Source organism: Lawsonibacter sp. JLR.KK007 (genome assembly GCF_036941135.1).
Lineage (GTDB): Bacteria > Bacillota > Clostridia > Oscillospirales > Oscillospiraceae > Lawsonibacter.
The window spans coordinates 1,633,742-1,655,247 of the sequence record NZ_JAYWSY010000001.1 but is presented as its reverse complement, the minus strand read 5'-3'; the positions used below and the strand labels follow the sequence as shown (position 1 = coordinate 1,655,247).

Genomic DNA, 21,506 nt, shown 5'->3' with positions numbered 1-21,506 from the left:
GAATTTGTTGTATCTATGGAAAGCGCGCAGGGCGCTCTGCCAACGTGTTAAAAGGGCATACCGGGCATTCCGCCCCGCATTCCCCGGCCCTTTTTGCCCATCATCCTGCGCAGGTTTTTGGGCAGCTTGCCGCCGGTGAACTGCTTGGTCATGGCCTGGAGCATCTCGAACTGCTTGAGCAGCCGGTTGATGTCCACCACCTGAGTCCCCGACCCGGCGGCGATGCGCTTTTTCCGGCTGGAGTTGAGCAGCTTGGGGTCCTCCCGCTCGGCGGGGGTCATGGACAGAATGATGGCCTCCATCCGGCGGAGGAGCGTCTCGTCCATAGAGGCCCCCTCCAGGTCGCTGGCCTTCACGCCGGGGAGCATCCCGGCAATCTCGGTGAGGGAGCCCATATTTTTCAGCTGCTTCATCTGCTCGTAAAAGTCGGTGAGGGTGAATTTATTTTTCCGCAGCTTCTCCTGAAGCTCCAGCGCCTTCTGCTGATCGAAGGTCTGCTCCGCCTTCTCAATGAGGGAGAGCATGTCGCCCATGCCCAGGATGCGGCTGGCCATGCGGTCGGGGTGGAAGACCTCGATCTGGTCCAGCTTTTCCCCCACGCCGGCGAACTTGATGGGCTTGCCGGTGACCGCCTTGATGGACAGGGCCGCGCCGCCCCGGGCGTCGCCGTCCAGCTTGGTGAGGACCACGCCGTCAATGTCCAGCGCGTCGTCAAAGGCTTTGGCGGCGTTCACCGCGTCCTGGCCGATCATGGCGTCCACCACCAGCAGGATCTCAGTGGGCTCTACGGCGGCCTTGATGGCCCGCAGCTCGTCCATCAGCTCCTCGTCCACATGGAGGCGGCCGGCGGTGTCCAGAAAGACCATGTCGTTGCCGTGTTTGAGGGCGTGCTCCACGGCGGCCCTGGCGATGTCCACCGGGTTGGTCTGGCCCATCTGGAAGACGGGGATGTCCAGCTGTTTGCCCACCACCTCCAGCTGCTGGATGGCGGCGGGGCGGTAGATGTCGCAGGCGGCCAGCAGGGGCCGCTTGCCGCTCTGCCGCTTCATCAGCCCGGCCAGCTTGGCGCCATTGGTGGTCTTGCCCGCCCCCTGGAGGCCCACCATCATAATGACCGTGGGCGGCTTGGAGGCAATGGTCAGCTTGGCGGAGGAGCCGCCCATCAGCTCGGTGAGCTCCTGGTTGACGATCTTAATGATCTGCTGGGCGGGGGACAGGGCCTCCAGCACGTCGGCTCCCACCGCCTTCTCGGTGACCTGAGCCACAAACTGCTTGACCACTTTGAAGCTGACGTCGGCCTCCAGCAGGGCCAGGCGGATCTCCCGCATGGCCTCCTTCACGTCGGCCTCGGACAGCCGGCCCTTGCCCCGCAGCTTTTTAAAGGCGGCGGTCAGCTTTTCGGAAAGTCCTTCAAATGCCATGGGCTTACTCCTTCAGCAGGGTCTGCACCCCGTCGCGGATCTGGAGGGCCAGGGCTTCCAGCTCGGCGCTGTCCTGCCGGGCGGTGAGCTCCACCATGCGCTGGGCGCACTGGAGCAGCTGCTCCAGCTGGCGATGGGTGGAGTGGAACCGCTTGATCAGGCCGGTTTTGTCCTCCAGCTCGGTGAGGACGGCCTCCGCCCGGACGATTACGTCCCGGACGCCCTGGCGGGTGATGCCGTAGTTTTCGGCGATCTCGCCCAGGGATAAGTCCTCGTTATAATACAGATCGTAAAATTCTTTTTGACGGTCGGTCAGCACGTCGCCGTAGAAGTCAAAGAGCATTGCCATACGGTAGGCTTGGTTTTTCATCCGGCAGACCTCCTCGCCAAAATGTAAAGCGCATTAACTTTACATTTTGGAAGTCTATCATATTTCATGCCGTTTGTCAAGCCCAAATACTTGTCGGGAGGGACCGCCGTTTTCGTATATTCCGCCATAGCCGGGGAAAAATGGAAGGGAAGCCTGGAAAATAGGGAGGTCCCTCATGAACAACACGCCCCACGTCCCCATGGACGACGCTCACTTAAAGCAATACGCCGCCAACGCCGCCAGGGAGGTCCGGCTGGGCGGGACCGTCCCCTGCCGCGCCCTGCGGAAGGCGCTGCGGTCCAGCCTGAACACGGTGTGCCGGGCTCGAGAGGCCCTGAACCTCTGGAACGATGGCCGGTCCGCCCTGCCCGGAGCGGCGGAGTGGCTGCTGGACAACCACTATCTGGCCGTCCGGGAGGGAGAGCGGGCCCGGGAGGCCCTGAAGCAGGGGAGGAAACCCCTGCGCGGAACGGCGAAGGGGGGTGCGCTCCTCCAGAGCTGCGCCCGGAGTGCCCTGTGGGCAGTGCCCGACCTGGACCAGGGGCGGCTGGCCCTCTATCTGGAGGGCTTTCAGTCGGTGTGTCCGCTGACCGAGCGGGAGCTGTCCCTCTTGGTTCCAGCCCTGGCCGGTGCGCTGGTGGAGCGGCTGGCCGGGCTGTGCTCCGACCTGGACGCCCTCAAGGAGGACCGGGTGTCCGCCGGGGAGATGGGGGCGGTCTTCACTGCCCTGCGGGTCCTGTCCGGGGCGGAGTGGAGCGCCCTGCTGGAGGGGGCCAGCCGGGTGGAGCAGGTGCTGAAGGGGGACCCCTCGGGCCACTACCCCCGTATGGATGAGGACACCCGCCGCCGGTACCGGCAGAGGGTGTGCCAGCTGGCAAGAAAGCGGGGCCTGGGGGAGGGGGAGGCCGCCCAAAGGGCCCTGGAGCTGGCCCAAAAGGAAGAGGGTCCCCGCCGCCATGTGGGCTGGTACCTGTACCGGGAACCCCTGGGCCGTCCGGAGCGGACCCGCTCCGGGGTGAGTTACGGGCTGGCGGTGGCGGGACTGTCCCTGCTGGCCGCCCTGGCCCTGTGGCGGGCGGCGGGAACTCCGCTGGCCGCCCTGCTGCTGCTCCTGCCCCTGTCCGACATTGTGAAAAATGTGCTGGACTTTTTCCTGGTCCGCCTGGTTCCGCCCCGCCCCGTCCCCCGGATGGAGCTGGAGGGGGGAGTCCCCCGGGAGGGGCGGACCCTGTGCGTGGTGGTGTCCCTCCTCACCGGGGAGGACAGCGGTCCCAGGCTGGCCGCCCTGCTGGAGCGGTACCGCCTGGCCAACCGGGACGCCGGTCCCGAGCTGCGGCTGGGCGTTTTGGCCGACCTGCCTGACAGCGGCGTCCCCATGGGGGAGGAGGGGACCGCCTGGATGGAAAACGCCCGCCGGGCGGTGGAGGACCTGAACCGGAAGTACGGCGGAGGGTTTTACCTGTTTTTCCGCGCCCCGGCCTTCAGCGCCCGGGACGAGCGTTATATGGGCTGGGAGCGGAAACGGGGGGCGCTCACCGAGCTGGTCCGCCTGTTGAAGGGGCGGCACACCGGCCTGGAGGTGAAGGCGGGGGAGAAGGGCTGGCTGCGCCAGGTGCGGTATGTCATCACTCTGGATTCGGACACCAGCCTGAATGTGGGCACCGCCCGGGAGCTGATTGGGGCCATGCTCCACCCCCTGAACCAGCCGGTCATCGACTTCGAGCGGAGCATTGTCACCGCCGGTCACGCCCTGCTCCAGCCCAGGGTGGCAGTGGAGCTGGAGGCGGCCAACAAGTCCTTCTTTTCCAGGGTGTTCGGCGGGCTGGGAGGCGTGGACCCCTACGGCTCCACCGCCAGCGACGTGTATCATGACCTCTTTGACCAGGGCACCTACACCGGAAAAGGCATCTTTTCGGTGGATGCCTTCCACGCCTGTCTGGACAGCCGCTTTCCCGACAACGCTATCCTGTCCCACGATCTGCTGGAGGGCAGCTACCTCCGGGCGGGCCTGCTGGGGGAGGTGGAGCTGACCGACGGCTGTCCCTGGCAGGTCTACAGCTACTTTGCCCGGCTCCACCGGTGGGTCCGGGGGGACTGGCAGCTGCTGCCCTGGCTGGGACGGCGGGTCCCGGACGGCCGGAGCGGGAAGGAGGACAACCCCCTGCCCCCGCTGGCCCGGTGGAAGATTTTTGACAACCTGCGCCGGTCGCTGTCCCCCATCTTTACCCTGCTGACCCTGGTGCTGGGCATGTGCGTCTCCGGGACGGTCTTTGCCTGGGCGGGGGGCGTGGCGGTGGTGGCGGCGGCCTCCAATCTGCTGCTGTCCGGGGCGGAGCTGGCGGTCCGCCGCAGCGGCAAACGGCGGCGGTACCACTCCACCGTCATCGCCGGTCTGGCCGGGGCCATTTTGCAGACCGCCATTCAGCTGATCTTCCTGCCCTATCAGACCTATATCTGCCTGACGGCCATCTCCTCCGCCCTGTGGCGGATGACCGTGTCCCACAAAAACCTGCTGGCCTGGGTCACCGCCGCCCAGACGGAGAAGGGGAAGGGGAGCGTCTGGTTTTATTATAAGACGGCCTGGTTTTCGGCGGCGGCGGGGATTTTCGTAGTCCTCTTTGCCCAGCTCCGCTTTGGGAGAGCGGTGGGCCTGGTCTGGCTGCTGGCCCCGGTGCTGGCCTGGGCGGTGAGCCGTCCCTCCCGCAGGGGAAAGGCCCTGCCTCCCGCCGACCGGGCCTTCCTCCTCCACCAGGCCGCCCTGATCTGGCGTTATTTTGACAAATTCCTCCGCCCCGAGGACGGTTACCTCCCCCCGGACAACTGGCAGGAGCAGCCCGGCCCCGCCCTGGCCCGGCGGACCTCCCCCACCAACATCGGTATGGCCCTGCTGTCGGTGATGGCGGCGGCGGACCTGGACCTGCTGCCCCGGAAGCGGGCGGCGGAGCTGATCGCTCACATCCTGGACACGGTGGAGAGACTGGACAAGTGGAAGGGCCATCTGTACAACTGGTACGACACATCCACCGGAACCCCCCTCCACCCCCGGTATGTGTCTACGGTAGACAGCGGCAATCTGCGGGGCTGTCTCATCGCCCTGCGGGAGGGGCTGTACCAGTGGGGGGAGGACGTGCTGGCCCGCCGGGCGGAGAAGCTGTCCGGCGCCATGGACTGCGCCCCCCTCTTCGACCGGGAGCGGCGGCTGTTCTCCATCGGCTATGAGGTGGAGCAGGACCGGCTCACCGACGGCTTTTACGACCTGATGGCCAGCGAGGCCCGGCAGACCAGCTTTATCGCGGTGGCCCGGGGAGAGGTCCCCGCCCGCCACTGGCGGCGGCTGGGCCGGATGCTGCTGGGGGACAACGACTACTGCGGCATGGCCTCCTGGACGGGCACCATGTTCGAGTATTTCATGCCCAACCTCCTCATGCCCTGCGAGCCCAATTCCTTCCTGTATGAGACGCTGTCCTTCTGTGTCTACGCCCAGAAGCGCCGGGGGGACAAGACCAAAACCCCCTGGGGCATCTCCGAATCGGGCTTCTGCGCCTTCGACCCCGGCCTGAGCTACCAGTACAAGGCCCACGGCGTCCAGGCCCTGGGGCTGAAGCGGGGGCTGGACGCAGAGCTGGTGGTCTCCCCCTACTCCTCCTTTCTGGCGCTGCTGCTGGCCCCCCGCAGCGCCCTGCGCAACCTGCGCCGCCTGCGGGACATGGGGCTGGAGGGCCGCTACGGCCTGTACGAGGCGGTGGACTACACCCCCTCCCGCCTGGCCGGCGGGGAGGACTACGAGGTGGTCCGCTCCTATATGTCCCACCACCTGGGGATGAGCCTGGTGGCCATCGACAACGCCCTGCGGGACAACGTGATGCAGAAGCGGTTCATGAAGGACTGCGACATGTCCGCCTACCGGGAGCTGCTCCAGGAGCGGGTGCCGGTGGGCGCGCCCATCATGAAGCAGGAGGAGCGGGATTTCCCCAAAAAGCTCCGTCCTGCCGCCGGACCCGCCCTGGCCCGGGAGGGGGAAGGCTTTAGACGGAAGGAACCCCGGTGCCAGCTGCTGTCCAACGGCAGCTTCAGCCTGCTGGCCTGCGACAACGGCCTGACCCAGTGCCAGGCGGGGAAGCTGGCCGTTACCCTGGCCCGGACGGGAGAATACTATGCTCCGGCGGGGGTATCCGCCTTTTTCTGCGGTCCCAGCGGGGTGACGGGGCTGACCCCCGCCCCGCTGTACCAGAAGGAGGGGAGCTATGGCTGGGCCTTCGATGCCGGGCACGCGTCCTGGAGCCTGGAGCGGGAGGGCTTGACAGCCCGGACCACGGTGACCGTCCCCCGGCGGGAAAACGGGGCGCTGCGGCGGGTAGAACTGAGCTGGAAGGGGAAGAAGCGGCTGGAGGGGGAGCTGCTCCTGTACCTGGAGCCGGTCCTCTGTCCCCAGCGGGATTTTGACGCCCACCCCGCCTTCTCCCGGCTGTTTCTGGAGTGCTCCCTGGAGGGAAATGGCGCTCTGTTCCACCGCCGCCCCAGAGGGGAGGAGGAGAGCGTGTACCTGTACGCCGCCTGGACGGGGACGGGAACCTCCGCCGCCCTGGACCGTTCCGCCGCTCTGGGCCGGGGCGGGCTGCGGGCCCTGCCCCGCCGGAGGCCCGGCCCGCTCCAGGGGGATGTGGGCTCCGACCCCTGTCTGATGGTGCGCATTCCCGTCTCCCTGCCGCCGGGGGAGCGGAAGACGATTTCACTGGCCCTGGCGCTGGGGGACAGCGCCCAGTCCGCTCAGGCGGGGGCCCGGCGGATGCTGGAGGGCCGGGAGGGAGCGCCCGCCTCTTTGGCTCCCATTGCCCAGAGGCTGGCCCTCAGCGAGCAGGAGGCCCTGGCCGCCTTTGACCTGCTGGCCCGTCTGAACGGAGGAGAACCGAACCCGGACCGCCCGCCCCAGTCCGCCCTGTGGCCCTACGGCATCTCCGGGGATCTGCCCATCGCCGCTGGACAGCTGTCCGGAGAGGAGGACGTGGAGCGGGCCGTGCTCTGGTGCCGCTGGCACCAGATGCTCACCCGGGCGGGGTACCCCTTCGACCTGGTTCTCCTGCTGGAAGAGGGGGGCGACTACCGCCGTCCCATCCGTACCGCCCTGACAGAGGAGCTGAACAAGCTGGGGGCGGAATCCGCTCTGGGGGCCAAGGGGGGCGTCCACCTGGCCGTCCCGACTGCCGCCCCGGCGGTACTGGCTTGGGCCAAGGCGGGGCTGCCTTTGGAGGAGGGGGCGGCGGAGGAGACGGTCAGTCCGCCGCCCGCCGTCTGCCTGGAGCCCGGTCCCGCTCCCTGGACCATGGAGGGGGATACCGTTCTCATCCACGCCGGGGAGCGGCTGCCGCCGGTGGGCTGGTCGCAGGTGTTATGTAATCCTGAGTTCGGCTGGCTCACCGATGAGACAGGGGCGGGCCTCCTGTGGACCGGCGGCAACGCCCGGGAGGGCAGGCTGACCCCCTGGGCCAACGACCCGCTGGCGGTGGGCGGGCCGGAACAGATCACCGTCCGGATCGGGGAACAGGAATACTCCGTCTTTGCCGCCGGGGACGGACTGCCCTGCACCGTCACCTACGGCCCCGGCTTCGCCCGGTGGGAGAAGGAGCTGCCCGGCGGGACGCTGACCACCGAGGGCTTCGTCCCCCTGGAGGAGAACCGAAGGGTTCTCCGCTTTGCTCTGGCCGGGGGGAGCGGACGGCTGCTGTACCGCCTGGGGGAGGGGACGCCCATCTCCGCCGCCCTGTCCGGCGGACAGCCGGCGGCGCTGGTCACCAAGGAGAAGGAGGGGACCCCCTGCTCCCGCTTCTTCCGGGAGGGGTTTTGGCAGGAGCAGGAGCAGACCCTGGCCTGGTGGCGGGAGAAGGTGTCCGCCCTCACCGTAAAAACGCCGTCCGCCGCTTTGGACCGCTATCTGAACGGCTGGTGCCTCTACCAGGTGGCCGCCTGCCGGCTGATGGCCCGGACCAGCCAGTACCAGAACGGCGGGGCCTTTGGCTTCCGGGACCAGCTCCAAGACGCGGCGGCCCTGGTATACACCTGGCCGGAGCGGGCCCGGGAGCAGCTCCTTCTGGCCGCCTCCCGGCAGTTTGAGGAGGGGGACGTCCAGCACTGGTGGCACCCGCCCCAGGGGGCCGGAGTGCGTACCCGCATCTCCGACGACCTGCTGTGGCTGCCCTGGGTGTTGTGCCGGTACTGCGCGGTCACCGGGGACTGGGCCGTTCTGGAGGAGGAGGTCCCCTATCTGACCGCCAAGCCCCTGGAGCCGGGGGAGAAGGACCGCTATGAGGTCCCCCAGGTGAGCGGGAAGGGGGACAGCCTCTACCGCCACGGCCTGGCGGCCATCCGGTGCGCCCTGGACCGGGGGACCGGTCCCCACGGCCTGGCCCGGATGGGGAGCGGCGACTGGAACGACGGCATGGACCGGGTGGAGGGGGAATCGGAGTGGCTCACCTGGTTTTTGGCGGCGGTACTCCAGGATTTTTCCGTTCTGTGCCGGAGGATGGACGAGGAGGCCCGGGCCGACGACCTGCTGCGCCATGCGGACGCCCTTATCCAGGCGGCCCAGGCCGCCTGGGACGGCCGGTGGTACCGTCGGGGCTACTACCGGGACGGCGCTCCGCTTGGCTCCGCCCAGAGCGGCCAGTGCCAGATCGATTCCATCGCCCAGTCTTTCGCGGTGTTCCCCAGCGGGACGGACCGCCAGCGGGCAGACGAGGCCGTCTCCGCCGCCCTGGACCGGCTGTTCGACCGGGAGGCGGGGGTGGTGCGGCTGTTCGACCCCGCCTTTGACGGCGAGGGGGAGAAGGACCCCGGCTATATCAAGGGCTACCCCGCCGGGGTGCGGGAGAACGGCGGACAGTATACCCACGCCTCCGTCTGGCTGGCCATGGCCTGCTTCCGGCTGGACCGGCCCAAGGACGGTTGGGCGGTTTTGCAGGCCCTCCTTCCGGAAAACCACCCCACCGGCATTTACCGGGCGGAGCCCTACGTCATCGCTGCTGATGTGTCCCACGCCCCCGGCCGGGTGGGCCGGTCGGGCTGGTCCTGGTACACCGGGGCGGCGGGGTGGTACTGGCAGGTGGCCGTCCGGGAACTGCTTGGGCTGAAGGTGGCGGAGGGCCGCCTCACCGTGGAGCCCAACCTGCCCCCGGACTGGCCGGGCTTCGAGGCAGAGTGGCGGCTGCCTGGAGGAACGCTGGCCCTTTTGGTGACGCGGACAGGGACCTATTCTGCCCTCCTGGACGGGAAACCGGCGGAGGGAGGCGTGCCTCTGAGAGAGCTGACGGGGGAGCACCGGCTGGAGGTCAGCATCTAAAAGCCCCCTTCGCAAAGGGCGGCTTTTGGGGGCGCTTTCCAGCAACCTCCCGCTTGAAGACGCTGTCCGAAGATGGTGAAATCCCTCTTTACTTTTCCCCTGCGGGCGTGGTATGATGGTTCCGCTGTAAACGGAAAAATTTTCTTCCAAGAAAGGAACAATGATATGTCACAAGTAACGCGCCGGGAGCTGTTCCCGGGGGTATGGCTGCGCGCGGTGCATACCAACAAGTTCAAAAGCTCTTATCTGTCCATTACCCTGCTCACCCCGCTGGACCGGAAAACCGCCGGGGCCAACGCCCTGATCCCGGAGGTTCTGCGCCGGGGGACGCAGGTCCACCCGGACATGGAGAGCCTGTCCGCCGCCCTGGACGAGCTGTATGGCGGAGCCATTGAACCCGCCGTCCGCAAGAAGGGGGAGACCCAGTGCGTGGGCTTTGTGGCCAGCTTCCTGGACGACGCCTACACCCTGAACGGCGAGCAGATCCTGGAGTCCGCCGCCGGCCTGCTGGGGGAGCTGCTCCTTAAGCCCTATACCCAGGACGGCTGCTTCTGCCCCGACTACACCGCCGGGGAGAAGGCCAACCTGATCGACCGCATCCGGGCCCAGATCAACGACAAGCGGACCTACGCCACCCAGCGCCTCACCCAGGAGATGTGCAAATACGAGGCCTTCGGCGTGGACAAGCTGGGGGACGAGGAGAGCGTGGCCGCCGTCACCCCGGAGAGCCTATGGCAGCGGTATCAGGAGCTGCTGCGCACCGCCCGGGTGGAGGTGTACTACTGCGGCTCCGCCAGTCCGGACCGGGCGGCGGGGGCGCTGAAGCAGGCCCTGGAGGGGCTGCCGGTGAACGAGGACCGGGCGGACCCCTCCTGCGACGTGCGGGTGTCCGCCGGGCCGGAGCCCATTGTGGTGGAGGAGGCCATGGACGTCAGCCAGGGCAAGCTGGCCCTGGGCTTCCGTACCGGGGGCCAGAGCTGCTGGGAATCGGATTACCCCGCCTTTGTCCTGTGCAACGCGGTGTTCGGCGGGACGACCCTGTCCAAGCTGTTTATGAACGTGCGGGAGAAGCTGTCCCTGTGCTACTATGCCAGCTCGGTGGCCGAGCCACGGAAGGGGCTGGTGATGGTGTCCTCCGGCATTGAGTTCGACAAGTACCAGACCGCCAAGGACGAGATCCTGGCCCAGCTGGAGGCCATCCGCCGGGGAGAGATCGAGGACTGGGAGCTGGAGGGCTCCCGCCGCACCCTCATCGGGGCCTACCGGGCCACCACGGACGAGCAGGGCCGCCAGGAGGAGTTCTGGCTGGGCCAGGCGGCGGCCGGCCTGGAGGAGGACCCGGAGGAGCTGGCCCGCCAGCTGGAGCAGGTTACCCGGGAGCAGGTGGCGGAGTCCGCCAAGCGGTTCCAGCTGGATACCATCTACTTCCTGAAGGGAAAGGAGGTCTGAACCATGGAAAAACTGCAATTTGCCCGAGTGGGGGAGACCATGTACCACGAGAAGCTGGAGAACGGCCTGAACGTCTTCGTCTTCCCCAAGCCCGAGTTTCAGAAGGGCTACGCCTTTTTCGCCGCCAACTACGGGGGCATGGATATGCGCTTCTGCCTGAACGGGGCGTGGCACGACACCCCTGCCGGAGTGGCCCACTATCTGGAGCACAAGATGTTCGACACCCAGGAGGGCAACGCCCTCCAGGACCTGGCCGCCAACGGAGCCAGCCCCAACGCCTTCACCAGCAACGATATCACTGGCTACTACTTCGACTCCACCGAAAAGTTTGAGGAAAATCTCCGCATTCTGCTGTCCTTTGTCTCGGTACCCTGGTTCACCCAGGAGAGCGTGGACAAGGAGCGGGGCATCATCGGCCAGGAGATCGGCATGATCGAGGACGACCCCCACTGGAAGTGCTATATGAACCTGATGAAGGCCCTGTTTCAGCGCCACCCCATTCGGGTGAGCGTGGCGGGCAGCGTGGAATCCATCGCGGAGATTACTCCCGAGACCCTGTACGCCTGCCACAAGGCCTTCTACGACCCGGCTAATATGGTGCTGTGCGTGGCCGGTCCGGTGGACCCGGAGCATATCTGTGATGTTGCCCGGGACATTCTCCCCAAGGAGGCGGGCCCCATCGCCGCCAAGGACTATGGAGAGAAAGAACAGCCCCGGGCGGCCCAGAGCTATATCGAGGAGCGGATGGAGGTGTCCGCCCCCATCTTCCAGCTGGGCTGGAAGGGGGACGCCCAGATCAACGGCGAGGACCGCCTGCGCCAGGAGCTGGTGGGCGGCTTGGCCCTGGAGGTGCTGCTGGGCAATTCCAGCCCCCTGTATGCCAAGCTGTACCGGGAGGGGCTGATCAACCAGGAGTTTGGCTACAGCTACGAGAGCAGCTTCGGCTGCGCTTTCCTGGCGGCGGACGGCGAGTCCAAAGCCCCGGAGGCTGTCTGCGCGGCGGTGGCCGCTGAGGCCGCCCGCATCGGCCGGGAGGGGGTGGACCCCGCCCTGTGGGAGCGGGTGAAGAAGGGGGTCTACGGCAACCGGGTGCGGGGGCTGAACTCCTTCGAGAACCTGTGTGTCAGCCAGGCCCAGGCCTTTTTTGCGGGATACGACAGTCTGCGCTTTGCGGAACTCTTTGGCTCCATCACCAAGGAGGAGGCGGAGAAACTGATCGCCGGCTGGGTGACCGGGGAGCGCACCGCGCTGTCGGTGGTCCGGGCCAAGGAGGGGGCACAGTGATCAAAACCGTGTCCTTCCCCGGCCTGGGGCTGGAGTTTACCCTGAACCGGGTGGCGTTTACCATCCCGTTTTTGAACCGGCCCGTCTACTGGTACGGGGTCATCATCACCTGCGGCCTGATTCTGGCGGTGTATCTGTGCTCCCGCTGGGGCAAGCGCTTCGGCATCACCGAGGACAATATCATCGACATGATGCTCTTTGCCGTCCCTGCCGCTTTGGTGGCCATCCGGGTGTACTATGTGGTGTTCAATCTGGACATGTACCGGCAGGCGGACGGCTCTCTAAACTGGGGACGGATTCTCAACTACGGCGACGGCGGCCTTGCCATCTATGGGGCTATCATTTCTTCGGCCATCGTGCTGCTGCTTTTCTGCCGGAGGAAGAAGCTCAGCTTCCTGGCCTACGCCGATTTGGGCGTCCACGGCCTGTTCATCGGCCAGCTCATCGGCCGGTGGGGCAACTTCATGAACGTGGAGGCCTTTGGCTCCGCCACCACCCTGCCCTGGCGGATGTGCGGCCCCTCCATCGCCGCCTATATGCTGGAGCACGGCTATGTGGACCAGGCGGGCTGTGAGGCCATCCTCAGCGGCGCGCTGGGGGTACATCCCACCTTTTTTTATGAGTCAGCCTGGAATTTTGTGGGGCTGATCATGGTCTGTTTCATCGGGAGGAAGCGGAAATTTGATGGGGAGTGCTTCCTGTTCTACTTCTTCTGGTACGGCATCGGCCGGACCTGGATCGAGGGCCTGCGCACCGACAGCTTGTACCTCTTCGGCTGGGAGCTGTTCGGCGCGCCCATCCGGGTGTCCCAGCTCTTCGCGTTGATCACCGCCGTGATCGCCGGCGGAACGCTGGCGGCGGCGATGTGGAAGTACAGGGGAAAGAAGCAGGAGCTGTTTGTGGACCGTCTGGCTGCCCGGGCGGCAGAAGAGACAGAGGAGGAATGAGCCATGGCGGCAGTTGTGATGGACGGAAAGGGCCTTGCGGCCAAGCTCAAGGAGACGGTCCGGCTCCAGGTGGAGCGGATGGAGCGCAGGCCGGGGCTGGCTGTGGTGCTGGTGGGGGATGACCCCGCCGCGCTGTCCTACGAGGCCGGCAAGCGGAAGGACTGCCAGCAGTGCGGCATCTACTACGACGCCTTCCGCCTGCCGGAGAACACCTCCCAGGCGGAGCTGATGGACGTGATCGGCATCCTCAACGGCCGGGCGGAGATCGACGGCATCCTGCTCCTGCTCCCCCTGCCCAGGCATCTGGATGGGCGGGCGGCGGTGCTGGCCATCCGGCCGGACAAGGATGTGGACTGTGTCCACCCGGTGAACATGGGGGACCTGGCGCTGGGGATGGAGTCCTTCCGGCCCTGTACCCCGGCGGGAGTGATGCGCCTGCTGGAGGAGTACCGCATCGATCCGGCGGGGAAGCGGTGCGTGGTGGTGGGCCGGTCCAACATTGTGGGCAAGCCCCAGGCCATGCTGCTGCTGCAGAAGCACGGCACCGTCACCATATGCCACACCAGGACTCCCGACCTGGAGGCGGAGTGCCGCCGGGCAGATATTCTGGTCAGCGCCGCCGGCCGCCCCGGTCTGATCACCGGGGATATGGTGAAGGAGGGGGCGGTGGTCATTGACGTGTCCATCAACCGGGACGCCCAGGGCCGGCTGCGGGGGGACGTGGACTACGCCGCAGCGGCGGAAAGGGCCGCGTATATCACTCCGGTCCCCGGCGGGACGGGTCCTGTCACACGGGCGGTGCTGATGGAAAACACGCTGGCTGCCGCCCTGCGGCACGGAAAAGGATGACCTGTGCGGCTCGGCCTCGGAGGAGGCGGAGCCGCAAAAAAATTTTTCGGGGGCCCTTGCGAACGGAAGGAAAATTTAGTATAATAATCCTGCCAGCTTTTATTTTAAGAAGGAGGTGTCCGCAATGTCAGCCATTGGAGCATTTATGAGCTACGGCAGCATGAGCGGTTACAATTCCATCTACCAGAATAGAAACGCCAATCAGAACCAGAACGTCCGCCCCACCAGCACCGAGCCGGTGAGCGCGGTGTCCCGGGCCCAGACCACTCCAGTGCCCCCGGTGGACCGGACGCCCACCGTTCAGCGGGGCGCGGACCAGACTATTCAGAAGGACAGTCCCTTCCTCTTCCCCACCATGCGGGAGGGAGCCGACCCCGCTGAAATGGCGGTGCGGTCCCGCATCCAGTACCTGGACAACAAGGTGGATGACCTGGAGCAGGAGCTGCTGGGCCTGAACCAGTCTGACGGGCTGGAGAAGCTGCTGAACAGGGCCCGGGAGCGGGACAGCCTGGAGTCCAATCCGGAACAGGACGTGGTGAAGACCGAGCAGGAGGAGGCCAAGTCCCCCCAGGAGGTCGTGGAGGAGTCTGAGTGCGAGACCTGCAAGAACCGCAAGTATCAGGACGGTTCCGACGACCCCGGCGTCTCCTTCAAGACCGCCACCAACGTGGACCCCGAGCAGGCGGCGGCCGCCGTCCGGGGCCATGAGCAGGAGCACGTGGTCCGGGAGCAGGCCAAGGCCGTGCGGGAGGACCGGAAGGTGGTCAGCCAGTCGGTGACCCTCCACACGGATATCTGTCCCGAGTGCGGGGACGTGTACGTCTCCGGCGGCACCACCCGTACCGTCACTAAGGCCAACCCCGCTCAGGAGCCCCAGCAGGACAACCGTCAGAAGTCCGGCTTTGAGGCGATGGCCTGATCCAATGACAGAACAGCGAACAGCCGGCCCAGCGGGCCGGTTGTTTATATATGGTACAAAAAGTCGCCGGAAAGAATGAAAATCGCCTCGGATTAAACTCCAGAGGCGATTATTTTTTCTCTTGCAATTATGAGCGTGTTCCGCTATAATATCATGGAATGATTATCGATTTGGCCCTCTGGAGCCAGACGGTACAGGAGAGTGTTTGCATTGAAGTACGATTTTACCGCCATTGAGAAGAAGTGGCAGACCAAATGGAAGGATGAAAAAACCTTCGCCTGCCAAAACGGCGACACCAGCAAGCCCAAGTTCTACGGCCTGGTGGAGTTTCCCTATCCATCCGGAGCGGGCCTGCACGTGGGCCATCCCCGGCCCTACACCGCCATGGACGTCATCGCCCGGAAGAAGCGGATGGACGGCTATAACGTCCTGTTCCCCATCGGCTACGACGCCTTCGGCCTGCCTACCGAGAACTTCGCCATCAAGAACCACATCCACCCCGCCGTCATCACCAAGCAGAACATCGAAAACTTCACCCGGCAGCTCCACATGCTGGGCTACTCCTTCGATTGGGACCGGTGCGTGGACACCACCGACCCCAGCTACTACAAGTGGACCCAGTGGATCTTCCTCCAGCTGTACAAGCACGGCCTGGCCTACAAGACCACCATGCCGGTGAACTGGTGTACCTCCTGCAAGTGCGTGCTGGCTAACGAGGAGGTGGTGGAGGGCGTCTGCGAGCGGTGCGGCGCTCCTGTAGTCCGCAAGGAAAAATCCCAGTGGATGCTGAAGATCACCGCCTACGCCCAGAAGCTCATCGACGGGCTGGACACCGTGGACTTTATCGACCGGGTCAAGACCCAGCAGCGCAACTGGATTGGCCGCTCCACCGGCGCGGAGGTCACCTTCAAGGCCACCACCGGGGACGACATCGTGGTGTTCACCACCCGGCCCGACACCCTCTTCGGCGCGACCTACATGGTCATTTCTCCGGAGCACCGCTTTGTGAAGGAGTGGAAGGACAAGCTGCAAAATTGGGACGAGGTGGCCGCCTACGTGGAGGAGGCAGGCCGCAAGTCCGACTTTGAGCGCACCGAGCTGGCCGCCGACAAGGAGAAGACCGGCGTGGAGCTGAAGGGCGTCCGGGCGGTCAACCCGGTGAACGGCCGGGAGATCCCCATCTTCATCTCCGACTATGTGCTGGCCTCCTACGGCACCGGGGCCATCATGGCCGTCCCCGCCCACGACACCCGCGACTGGGCCTTCGCCAAGAAGTTCGGCTGTGAGATCATCGAGGTGGTCTCCGGCGGCGAGGACGTGCAGAAGGAGGCATTCACCGCCAAGGACGACACCGGCATCATGGTCAACTCCGATTTTCTGGACGGCATGACGGTGAAGGACGCCATCCCCGCCATCACCAAATGGCTGGAGGAGAAGGGCATCGGCCATGAGCAGGTAAACTACAAGCTCCGGGACTGGGTGTTCTCCCGCCAGCGGTACTGGGGGGAGCCCATCCCCATGATCTGGTGCGACAAGTGCGGCTGGCAGCCCCTCGGCGAGGATCAGCTGCCCCTGCTGCTCCCCGAGGTGGCCAGCTACGAGCCCACCGACAACGGCGAGTCCCCCATCGCCAAGATGACCGACTGGGTGAACACCACCTGTCCCTGCTGCGGCGGTCCCGCCAAGCGGGAGACCGACACCATGCCCCAGTGGGCCGGGTCCAGCTGGTACTTTTTGCGGTATATGGACCCCCATAACGACAAGGCCCTGGCCTCCAAGAAGGCTCTGGACTACTGGGGCCAGGTGGACTGGTACAACGGCGGCATGGAGCACACCACCCTCCACCTGCTCTACTCCCGGTTCTGGAACAACTTCCTCCACGACATCGGGGTCATCCCCCACGCCGAGCCCTACGCCAAGCGCACCAGCCACGGCATGATTCTGGGCAAGAACCCCCACTATGTGGGCAATGTGGAGACGGAGGAGGAGAAGCAGGCCCTCATCGATAAATACGGCTCTCAGGCCATGCGCCCCTCGGTGAAGATGTCCAAGTCCCTGGGCAACGTGGTCAACCCGGATGACGTGATTCGGGACTACGGCGCGGACACCATGCGGCTGTATATCATGTTCATTGGCGACTTCGAGAAGACCGCCACCTGGTCGGACGAGTCGGTCCGGGGGTGTAAGAAGTTCCTGGACCGGGTGTGGAACCTGAACGAGAAGCTGAAGGACGGGGAGGGCTACTCCGCCGGAAACGAGAGCGCCATCCACAAGGCCATCAAGAAGGTGTCCAGCGACATTGAGGCCATGAAGTTCAATACTGCCATCGCCGCCCTCATGGCCCTGGTCAACGACTTCTACACCAAGGGGGCTGCCAAGGGAGACTACAAGGCTCTGCTGCTGATGCTGTCCCCCTTCGCCCCCCATCTGTGCGAGGAGCTGTGGGAGATGAACGGCTTCGGCGGACAGGTGTGCCTCCAGCCCTGGCCCGAGTACGACGAGAGCAAGACGGTGGCAGCCACCGCCAGGATGGCCGTTCAGGTGGGCGGCAAGGTGAAGGCCAATATCGTGGTGGACGCCGGCGCCTCCGACGAGGAGGTAGTGGCCGCCGCCCTGGCCGAGCCCAAGATTGCCAAGCTGGCCGAAGGGATGCAGCTGGTCAAGTCCATCGTGGTCAAGGGCAAGCTGGTCAGCCTGATCTTCAAGCCCCAGGCGTGATATAAAATGAAAACGTCAGGGCGGTGGATATCACCGTCCTGACGTTTTGCCAACATGGTTTTTCTTGACTTTGCGGTCCGAACATGGTATTTTTTATATGGGTACTGTCCAATACAGGCGAGGCGGTTCAGCTGCACCACCCGAAAGGGGGTGAGCGTATGCCAGTTACGGTGACATTTCATATCTTCGGTTTAACCGTGACGATACGTATTAAACGCTGAAAACCGCCACCCCGCAACGGTGACGGTTTTCTTTTGAAAATCCAAACCACGGGCTGAACCGTCTTGTGGACAGTACCCTTTATCATTAATATACCACTGCCTTGGTGTTTTGTCAAGTTGGTTCTGCTGTTTTGGAGGTTTCAGTATGATTGCCTACTCGGTGCTGATGTTTGTCATAGCGGCCTTATTCTTTGGAATAGCGGTCTCTATATCTAGAGGAAATATAAATTTGATTCATTCTTATCATTGGAAGCATGTGAAGGAAGTGGATCAGAAAGCCTATGGGAAATCATTTTCAAAAGGATTATTTGTGCTTGCTGCGTCGCTGATTTTGAGTGGAGTGGCTGCCTTGTTTGGAGAGACTGCGCCCGTTGTGATGATTTCACTGGGCGTTTTGCTGGTTGGAATGATAATCGCCTTCACCGTTCTTGCAAAGACGCAAACGAAATATAATAGCGGGTTCTAAGATTCACAGGCTGTTTACAAATCTACTCTTGACATTTGCGGGGAAAGGCCATATAATAACAATGTTAAAGCCATAAAAATGGCCCTTACGTGAGCGGGAACACCCCGCCGCGCGCGGAGGGAGGGAAATATAAATGTCGGAAGTCCGAGTGAGAGAAAACGAGTCTCTGGAAAGCGCCCTGAAGCGCTTCAAGCGCAGCTGCGCCAAGTCCGGAGTGCTGGCCGAGGTCCGCAAGCGTGAGCACTACGAGAGTCCCAGCGTCAAGCGCCGCAAGAAGTCTGAGGCTGCCCGCAAGAACCGCAAGAAGTTCTACTAAGTCATCAAATGCCGCCGGAGTTAGCGCTTCGGCGGCGTTTCATTCCAGTTTACAGAAGGAGGCTTGCCGGATGGAGCGGCGGGAAACCATCATCCGCCTCTGGTTCGACATGTGGCTGCAAGGTAAGGACGCGGGGATTTGGGATATCTTCGCGGAGGACGCGGTCTATGTGGAAAGCTGGGGACCGGAATACCGGGGCGCAGGGAACATCAAGCTGTGGTTCGACGAGTGGAACACCCGGGGAAGGGTGCAGCAATGGGAGATCCAGCAGTTCTTCCACCGGGAGGACCAGACGGTGGTCCAGTGGTACTTCCAAAACCGAATGAATCATGGAGCGGTGGAGGCATTCGACGGTATGTCGCTGGTGAAGTGGACGCAGGACGGTAAAATATCCTTTTTGCAGGAGTTTGGCTGCAATGTAAACCGCTACAATCCCTACCGGAACGGGAGCGTCCCCCAATTCCGGCAGGAACCGCCAATATGGTTTTAGGAGGACTGTGATGGACGTATCAAATTTCAGCTGGACGAGAGAGCCAGAGCGCTGCACCATCGGCCCCGAACGCATAGAGGTTGTCACCAGGCCCCGCACCGACCTGTGGCAGAGGACCTACTACCACTTCCAAAACGACAACGCCCCGGTCTTCCAAATGGAGACGGAGGAGAAGTTTTTCAGCTTTGTGGTCAGGACGGAGTTCCAGGACAGCTGCCGCCGCTTTGACCAGTGCGGGATCGTCATGTACCTGGACAGCGAAAATTGGCTGAAGGCTTCCGTTGAGTTTGAGAACGAGGCGTTTCAGCATTTGGGCAGCGTGGTGACCAACCATGGCTGGTCCGACTGGGCCACAACGGCGATTGACGCCTCGGTGAAGTCCATGTGGTACCGCCTCAGCCGCCGGGAGGACGACTATTGTATCGAGTGCTCCCCGGACGGGGAGATGTGGCGGCAGATGCGGGTGTGTCACATGCACGAGGGCGGGGGAAGGATACGTTTTGGGATCTACGCCTGTTCCCCGGAGGACTCCTCCTTCAAAGCGGTGTTCTCCCAGTTACAGCTTACGGACTGCCAGTGGAAGGCCCACAACGGGCAGCAGCCGGATTAAACAGAGGCAGGAGCGGCAACAGTGTGTGCCGCTCCTGCTTTTCAGGTTACGCCCAGGGCAGCCAGCTGCCGCTGCTGCGGGCGCTCATCATGTCCAGCGCGCCGTCCAGCATCTCGGCAGCGTCGGCCATGGTGAGGGTGTCGGCCAGCTGGACAGCTCCGGCGGTGTCCGCCCGGATGATCCCCGAGGCAGACAGATTCGCCGCCGCCTGGGCGGCCCAGTGGCCCTCATCCGGGGAGAAGACCGCCACCGGCACGTCGGTGATCTCCAGCAGGTTGTCCAGCATTACCGCCGCTTCCGCCCGGGAGATGCTGTCCCCCGCGCCGAAGATGGGCGCGCCGCTCGCATCCCGGGAGCCCTGAACCACCCCCGCCTTCAGGGCGGCGGAGACGGCCCCTTTGGCCCAGGTGGGGATGGCGTTGTCGTCGGAGAAGCCGGTGAGGGTGACCCCCTCCAGATCCTCCAGTCCGGCCACCGACATGGCCATGGTCAGAAACTGGGCCCGGGTGACGGTCTGGTCCGGGTCAAAGAAGTAGCGGCCGTCCACGTACCGGCCCACATAGATGCCCTCCTCCGCCAGACGGATGGCGGATTTCTGGATGGGATGGCCCTCCAGGTCGGAGTAGGTCACCTTGGTGTCCGGCTTGTCGATGCGCAGGGACACCTTGGCCTCGGGGGAGGTGTTGCCCGCCGGGTCGATGGCCACGTAGGTGAAGGAGTCGGAGCCCGTCTTGTTCTCATAGGGGGTGTAGACGAACTGGCTGGAGCCGTCCTCCGCCAGGGTGACCGCCCCGCGGGCGGGGGTGGAGGTGAGCTGGAAGGTAAGAGCGTCCCCCTCGCCGTCCACCGCATCGAAGTAGCCGGTGATGGCCACGTTTTTATAGGTGGTCAGCTCCATATTCCGGGCCACCGGCGGGTTGTTTTGCTGGGTGAGGAGATAGAGGGTGGCGGTAGCCTGGGGGACCTCCTGCACAGAGGCGAAGGACGGGGTGAACACCAGCGTGGTGGTGGTGACGGTTGGCCGCTGCGCGCTCTGGAAGCGCAGGCCGGACAGGGCGGTGGCGTCCACATAGGTCCCAATGGCCACAGGCATGTCACCCATGCACAGCGTACCCGCTCCAGGGTCGGGGAGCACGTCGATGGTGATGCCGCTGAGGGCGGTCTTGCCGTCGGGCTTAACGGCAAAGTCCCCGGCAGTAAAGGCGATGGTGGAGCCAATCAGGCCGTTTTTGGAAAAATCCGCCACATAGGGGTCCTCCGTCTTTTTGCTCCAGAAGAAGGCGGAGGTGGGGAGCGCCAGGGAGAACGCCAGAGCCAGCATGAGCAGCGGCGCAGCGGCCCGGCGGAGGGAAATGCGTTTCATGGGGATACCTCCTTTAAAATGAGTGTATCCCTATTGTGCTGCGGTTTCCGGAAAATTATGCGTTTGGATCGATGTACTCCTCCTCGCCGGCCAGCGACATGATGGACACCTCAAAGGCGGTGCGCTCCTGGGTCTGGCCGTCGATCTCCTTGGTGTAGATCCGGCTCTGGAGGCGGCCCTCCAGGGCCAGGCGGCCGCCCACCTCCATGGCCCCGCAGCGGTAGGCCAGACTGCCCCAGGCGATGCAGGGCAGATAGTCTGCCCGGCCATAACGGCGGTTGGCGGCCAAGATCATGTCGCAGATGGTGCGGCCAAGGGGGGTGGTCCGCAGGACGGGCGGCTTGCATATGGTTCCGGACAGCTCCAGATGGTTTTCGTCCTCACCCTCCTCCTGGGACAGGCTCCGGGCGAAGATGCTGATCACCAGCCGGCTGCCAACGCCGCTGCGGTTGTTGAAGGTGCGCACCTCTCCGGAGACGGTGAGGGGACTGCCGGCGTCCAGAGGGGGCAGGGCGCTCAGCTGTTCCCGGGAGGCGATCACGTGGAGGGTGTCCTCCGCCCCGGACAGGCGGCACACCGACAGGGGGAGCAGCATGTACTCCACTCCGTGGTTGGTGTGGGAGAGGGAGGGGGGAGCGGCCAGCCGCCCCCGGAGAAAAATTTTGTTGTTGTTTGTCTGCATGGAAGCAACACTCCTATCGTCAAACGACCAAGGGTCTGTTGCTTCCATCCTATGCGGCCTTCGGGCGG

At 64.5% G+C, this 21,506-nt stretch carries 15 protein-coding genes; 11 read left to right on the top strand and 4 right to left on the bottom strand.

Annotated elements, in window-relative coordinates:
• Positions 1-47 precede the first annotated feature (47 nt).
• Both ffh and ylxM read right to left on the bottom strand, forming a co-directional pair.
• A complete protein-coding gene (ffh, locus tag VV088_RS09080) occupies positions 48-1,421 on the bottom strand; it encodes a signal recognition particle protein (protein WP_334600377.1) in 1,374 nt (457 codons plus the stop codon).
• A gap of 4 nt (positions 1,422-1,425) precedes the next feature.
• Entirely contained in the window at positions 1,426-1,791 is a 366-nt protein-coding gene (gene ylxM / locus VV088_RS09075; protein WP_334600376.1) for a YlxM family DNA-binding protein, read from the bottom strand.
• Between the two features lie 175 nt (positions 1,792-1,966).
• On the opposite strand from ylxM, the gene VV088_RS09070 reads away from it, so the two are divergent.
• From VV088_RS09070 to VV088_RS09020, 11 genes are all read left to right on the top strand, one after another.
• Entirely contained in the window at positions 1,967-9,124 is a 7,158-nt protein-coding gene (locus VV088_RS09070) for a GH36-type glycosyl hydrolase domain-containing protein (protein WP_334600375.1), read from the top strand.
• A gap of 165 nt (positions 9,125-9,289) precedes the next feature.
• A complete protein-coding gene (gene yfmF / locus VV088_RS09065; RefSeq protein WP_334600374.1) occupies positions 9,290-10,573 on the top strand; it encodes an EF-P 5-aminopentanol modification-associated protein YfmF in 1,284 nt (427 codons plus the stop codon).
• Positions 10,574-10,576: 3 nt separating this feature from the next.
• Complete coding sequence (gene yfmH, locus VV088_RS09060; protein ID WP_334600373.1) at positions 10,577-11,857, top strand: EF-P 5-aminopentanol modification-associated protein YfmH; 1,281 nt, start codon at positions 10,577-10,579, stop codon at positions 11,855-11,857.
• On the top strand, positions 11,854-12,804 hold the full coding sequence (gene lgt / locus VV088_RS09055) for a prolipoprotein diacylglyceryl transferase (RefSeq protein ID WP_334600372.1): 951 nt from the start codon (positions 11,854-11,856) through the stop codon (positions 12,802-12,804). The genes yfmH and lgt overlap by 4 nt, the downstream gene beginning before the upstream one ends.
• 3 nt (positions 12,805-12,807) lie before the next feature.
• Positions 12,808-13,653 carry a bifunctional 5,10-methylenetetrahydrofolate dehydrogenase/5,10-methenyltetrahydrofolate cyclohydrolase gene (locus VV088_RS09050; RefSeq protein ID WP_334600371.1) on the top strand — a complete coding sequence of 282 codons (846 nt, stop codon included), beginning with the start codon at positions 12,808-12,810 and terminating at the stop codon, positions 13,651-13,653.
• 124 nt (positions 13,654-13,777) lie between these two features.
• Entirely contained in the window at positions 13,778-14,572 is a 795-nt protein-coding gene (locus VV088_RS09045; RefSeq protein ID WP_334600370.1) for a hypothetical protein, read from the top strand.
• Between the two features lie 210 nt (positions 14,573-14,782).
• Positions 14,783-17,290, top strand: coding sequence for a leucine--tRNA ligase (gene leuS / locus VV088_RS09040; RefSeq protein ID WP_334600369.1), 2,508 nt, complete (start codon positions 14,783-14,785; stop codon positions 17,288-17,290).
• Positions 17,291-17,656: 366 nt separating this feature from the next.
• Complete coding sequence (locus VV088_RS09035; protein WP_334600368.1) at positions 17,657-17,977, top strand: hypothetical protein; 321 nt, start codon at positions 17,657-17,659, stop codon at positions 17,975-17,977.
• 133 nt (positions 17,978-18,110) lie between these two features.
• On the top strand, positions 18,111-18,293 hold the full coding sequence (gene rpsU, locus VV088_RS09030; RefSeq protein WP_023348912.1) for a 30S ribosomal protein S21: 183 nt from the start codon (positions 18,111-18,113) through the stop codon (positions 18,291-18,293).
• Positions 18,294-18,363: 70 nt separating this feature from the next.
• The gene (locus tag VV088_RS09025; RefSeq protein ID WP_334600367.1) at positions 18,364-18,783 is read left to right on the top strand and encodes a nuclear transport factor 2 family protein; all 420 of its coding nucleotides are present in this window, start codon (positions 18,364-18,366) and stop codon (positions 18,781-18,783) included.
• Between the two features lie 10 nt (positions 18,784-18,793).
• Entirely contained in the window at positions 18,794-19,393 is a 600-nt protein-coding gene (locus tag VV088_RS09020) for a DUF1349 domain-containing protein (RefSeq protein WP_334600366.1), read from the top strand.
• A gap of 46 nt (positions 19,394-19,439) precedes the next feature.
• Here the strand turns inward: VV088_RS09020 and VV088_RS09015 are convergent, their stop codons facing one another.
• The gene (locus tag VV088_RS09015) at positions 19,440-20,756 is read right to left on the bottom strand and encodes an Ig-like domain-containing protein (RefSeq protein WP_334600365.1); all 1,317 of its coding nucleotides are present in this window, start codon (positions 20,754-20,756) and stop codon (positions 19,440-19,442) included.
• A gap of 55 nt (positions 20,757-20,811) precedes the next feature.
• Positions 20,812-21,438 (bottom strand): single-stranded DNA-binding protein, encoded by a 627-nt coding sequence (locus tag VV088_RS09010; RefSeq protein WP_334600364.1) that lies wholly within the window; start codon positions 21,436-21,438, stop codon positions 20,812-20,814.
• Between the last annotated feature and the right edge of the window lie 68 nt (positions 21,439-21,506).

Excerpts from the sequence above, each read along its gene's own strand:
- yfmH (WP_334600373.1), top strand. The coding sequence starts at position 10,577 with ATGGAAAAACTGCAATTTGCCCGAGTGGGGGAGACCATGTACCACGAG.
- VV088_RS09015 (WP_334600365.1), bottom strand. The coding sequence starts at position 20,756 with ATGAAACGCATTTCCCTCCGCCGGGCCGCTGCGCCGCTGCTCATGCTG.
- ylxM (WP_334600376.1), bottom strand. The coding sequence starts at position 1,791 with ATGAAAAACCAAGCCTACCGTATGGCAATGCTCTTTGACTTCTACGGC.
- VV088_RS09035 (WP_334600368.1), top strand. The coding sequence starts at position 17,657 with ATGATTGCCTACTCGGTGCTGATGTTTGTCATAGCGGCCTTATTCTTT.
- rpsU (WP_023348912.1), top strand. The coding sequence starts at position 18,111 with ATGTCGGAAGTCCGAGTGAGAGAAAACGAGTCTCTGGAAAGCGCCCTG.
- VV088_RS09045 (WP_334600370.1), top strand. The coding sequence starts at position 13,778 with ATGTCAGCCATTGGAGCATTTATGAGCTACGGCAGCATGAGCGGTTAC.
- VV088_RS09010 (WP_334600364.1), bottom strand. The coding sequence starts at position 21,438 with ATGCAGACAAACAACAACAAAATTTTTCTCCGGGGGCGGCTGGCCGCT.
- yfmF (WP_334600374.1), top strand. The coding sequence starts at position 9,290 with ATGTCACAAGTAACGCGCCGGGAGCTGTTCCCGGGGGTATGGCTGCGC.
- VV088_RS09070 (WP_334600375.1), top strand. The coding sequence starts at position 1,967 with ATGAACAACACGCCCCACGTCCCCATGGACGACGCTCACTTAAAGCAA.
- VV088_RS09020 (WP_334600366.1), top strand. The coding sequence starts at position 18,794 with ATGGACGTATCAAATTTCAGCTGGACGAGAGAGCCAGAGCGCTGCACC.
- VV088_RS09025 (WP_334600367.1), top strand. The coding sequence starts at position 18,364 with ATGGAGCGGCGGGAAACCATCATCCGCCTCTGGTTCGACATGTGGCTG.
- ffh (WP_334600377.1), bottom strand. The coding sequence starts at position 1,421 with ATGGCATTTGAAGGACTTTCCGAAAAGCTGACCGCCGCCTTTAAAAAG.
- VV088_RS09050 (WP_334600371.1), top strand. The coding sequence starts at position 12,808 with ATGGCGGCAGTTGTGATGGACGGAAAGGGCCTTGCGGCCAAGCTCAAG.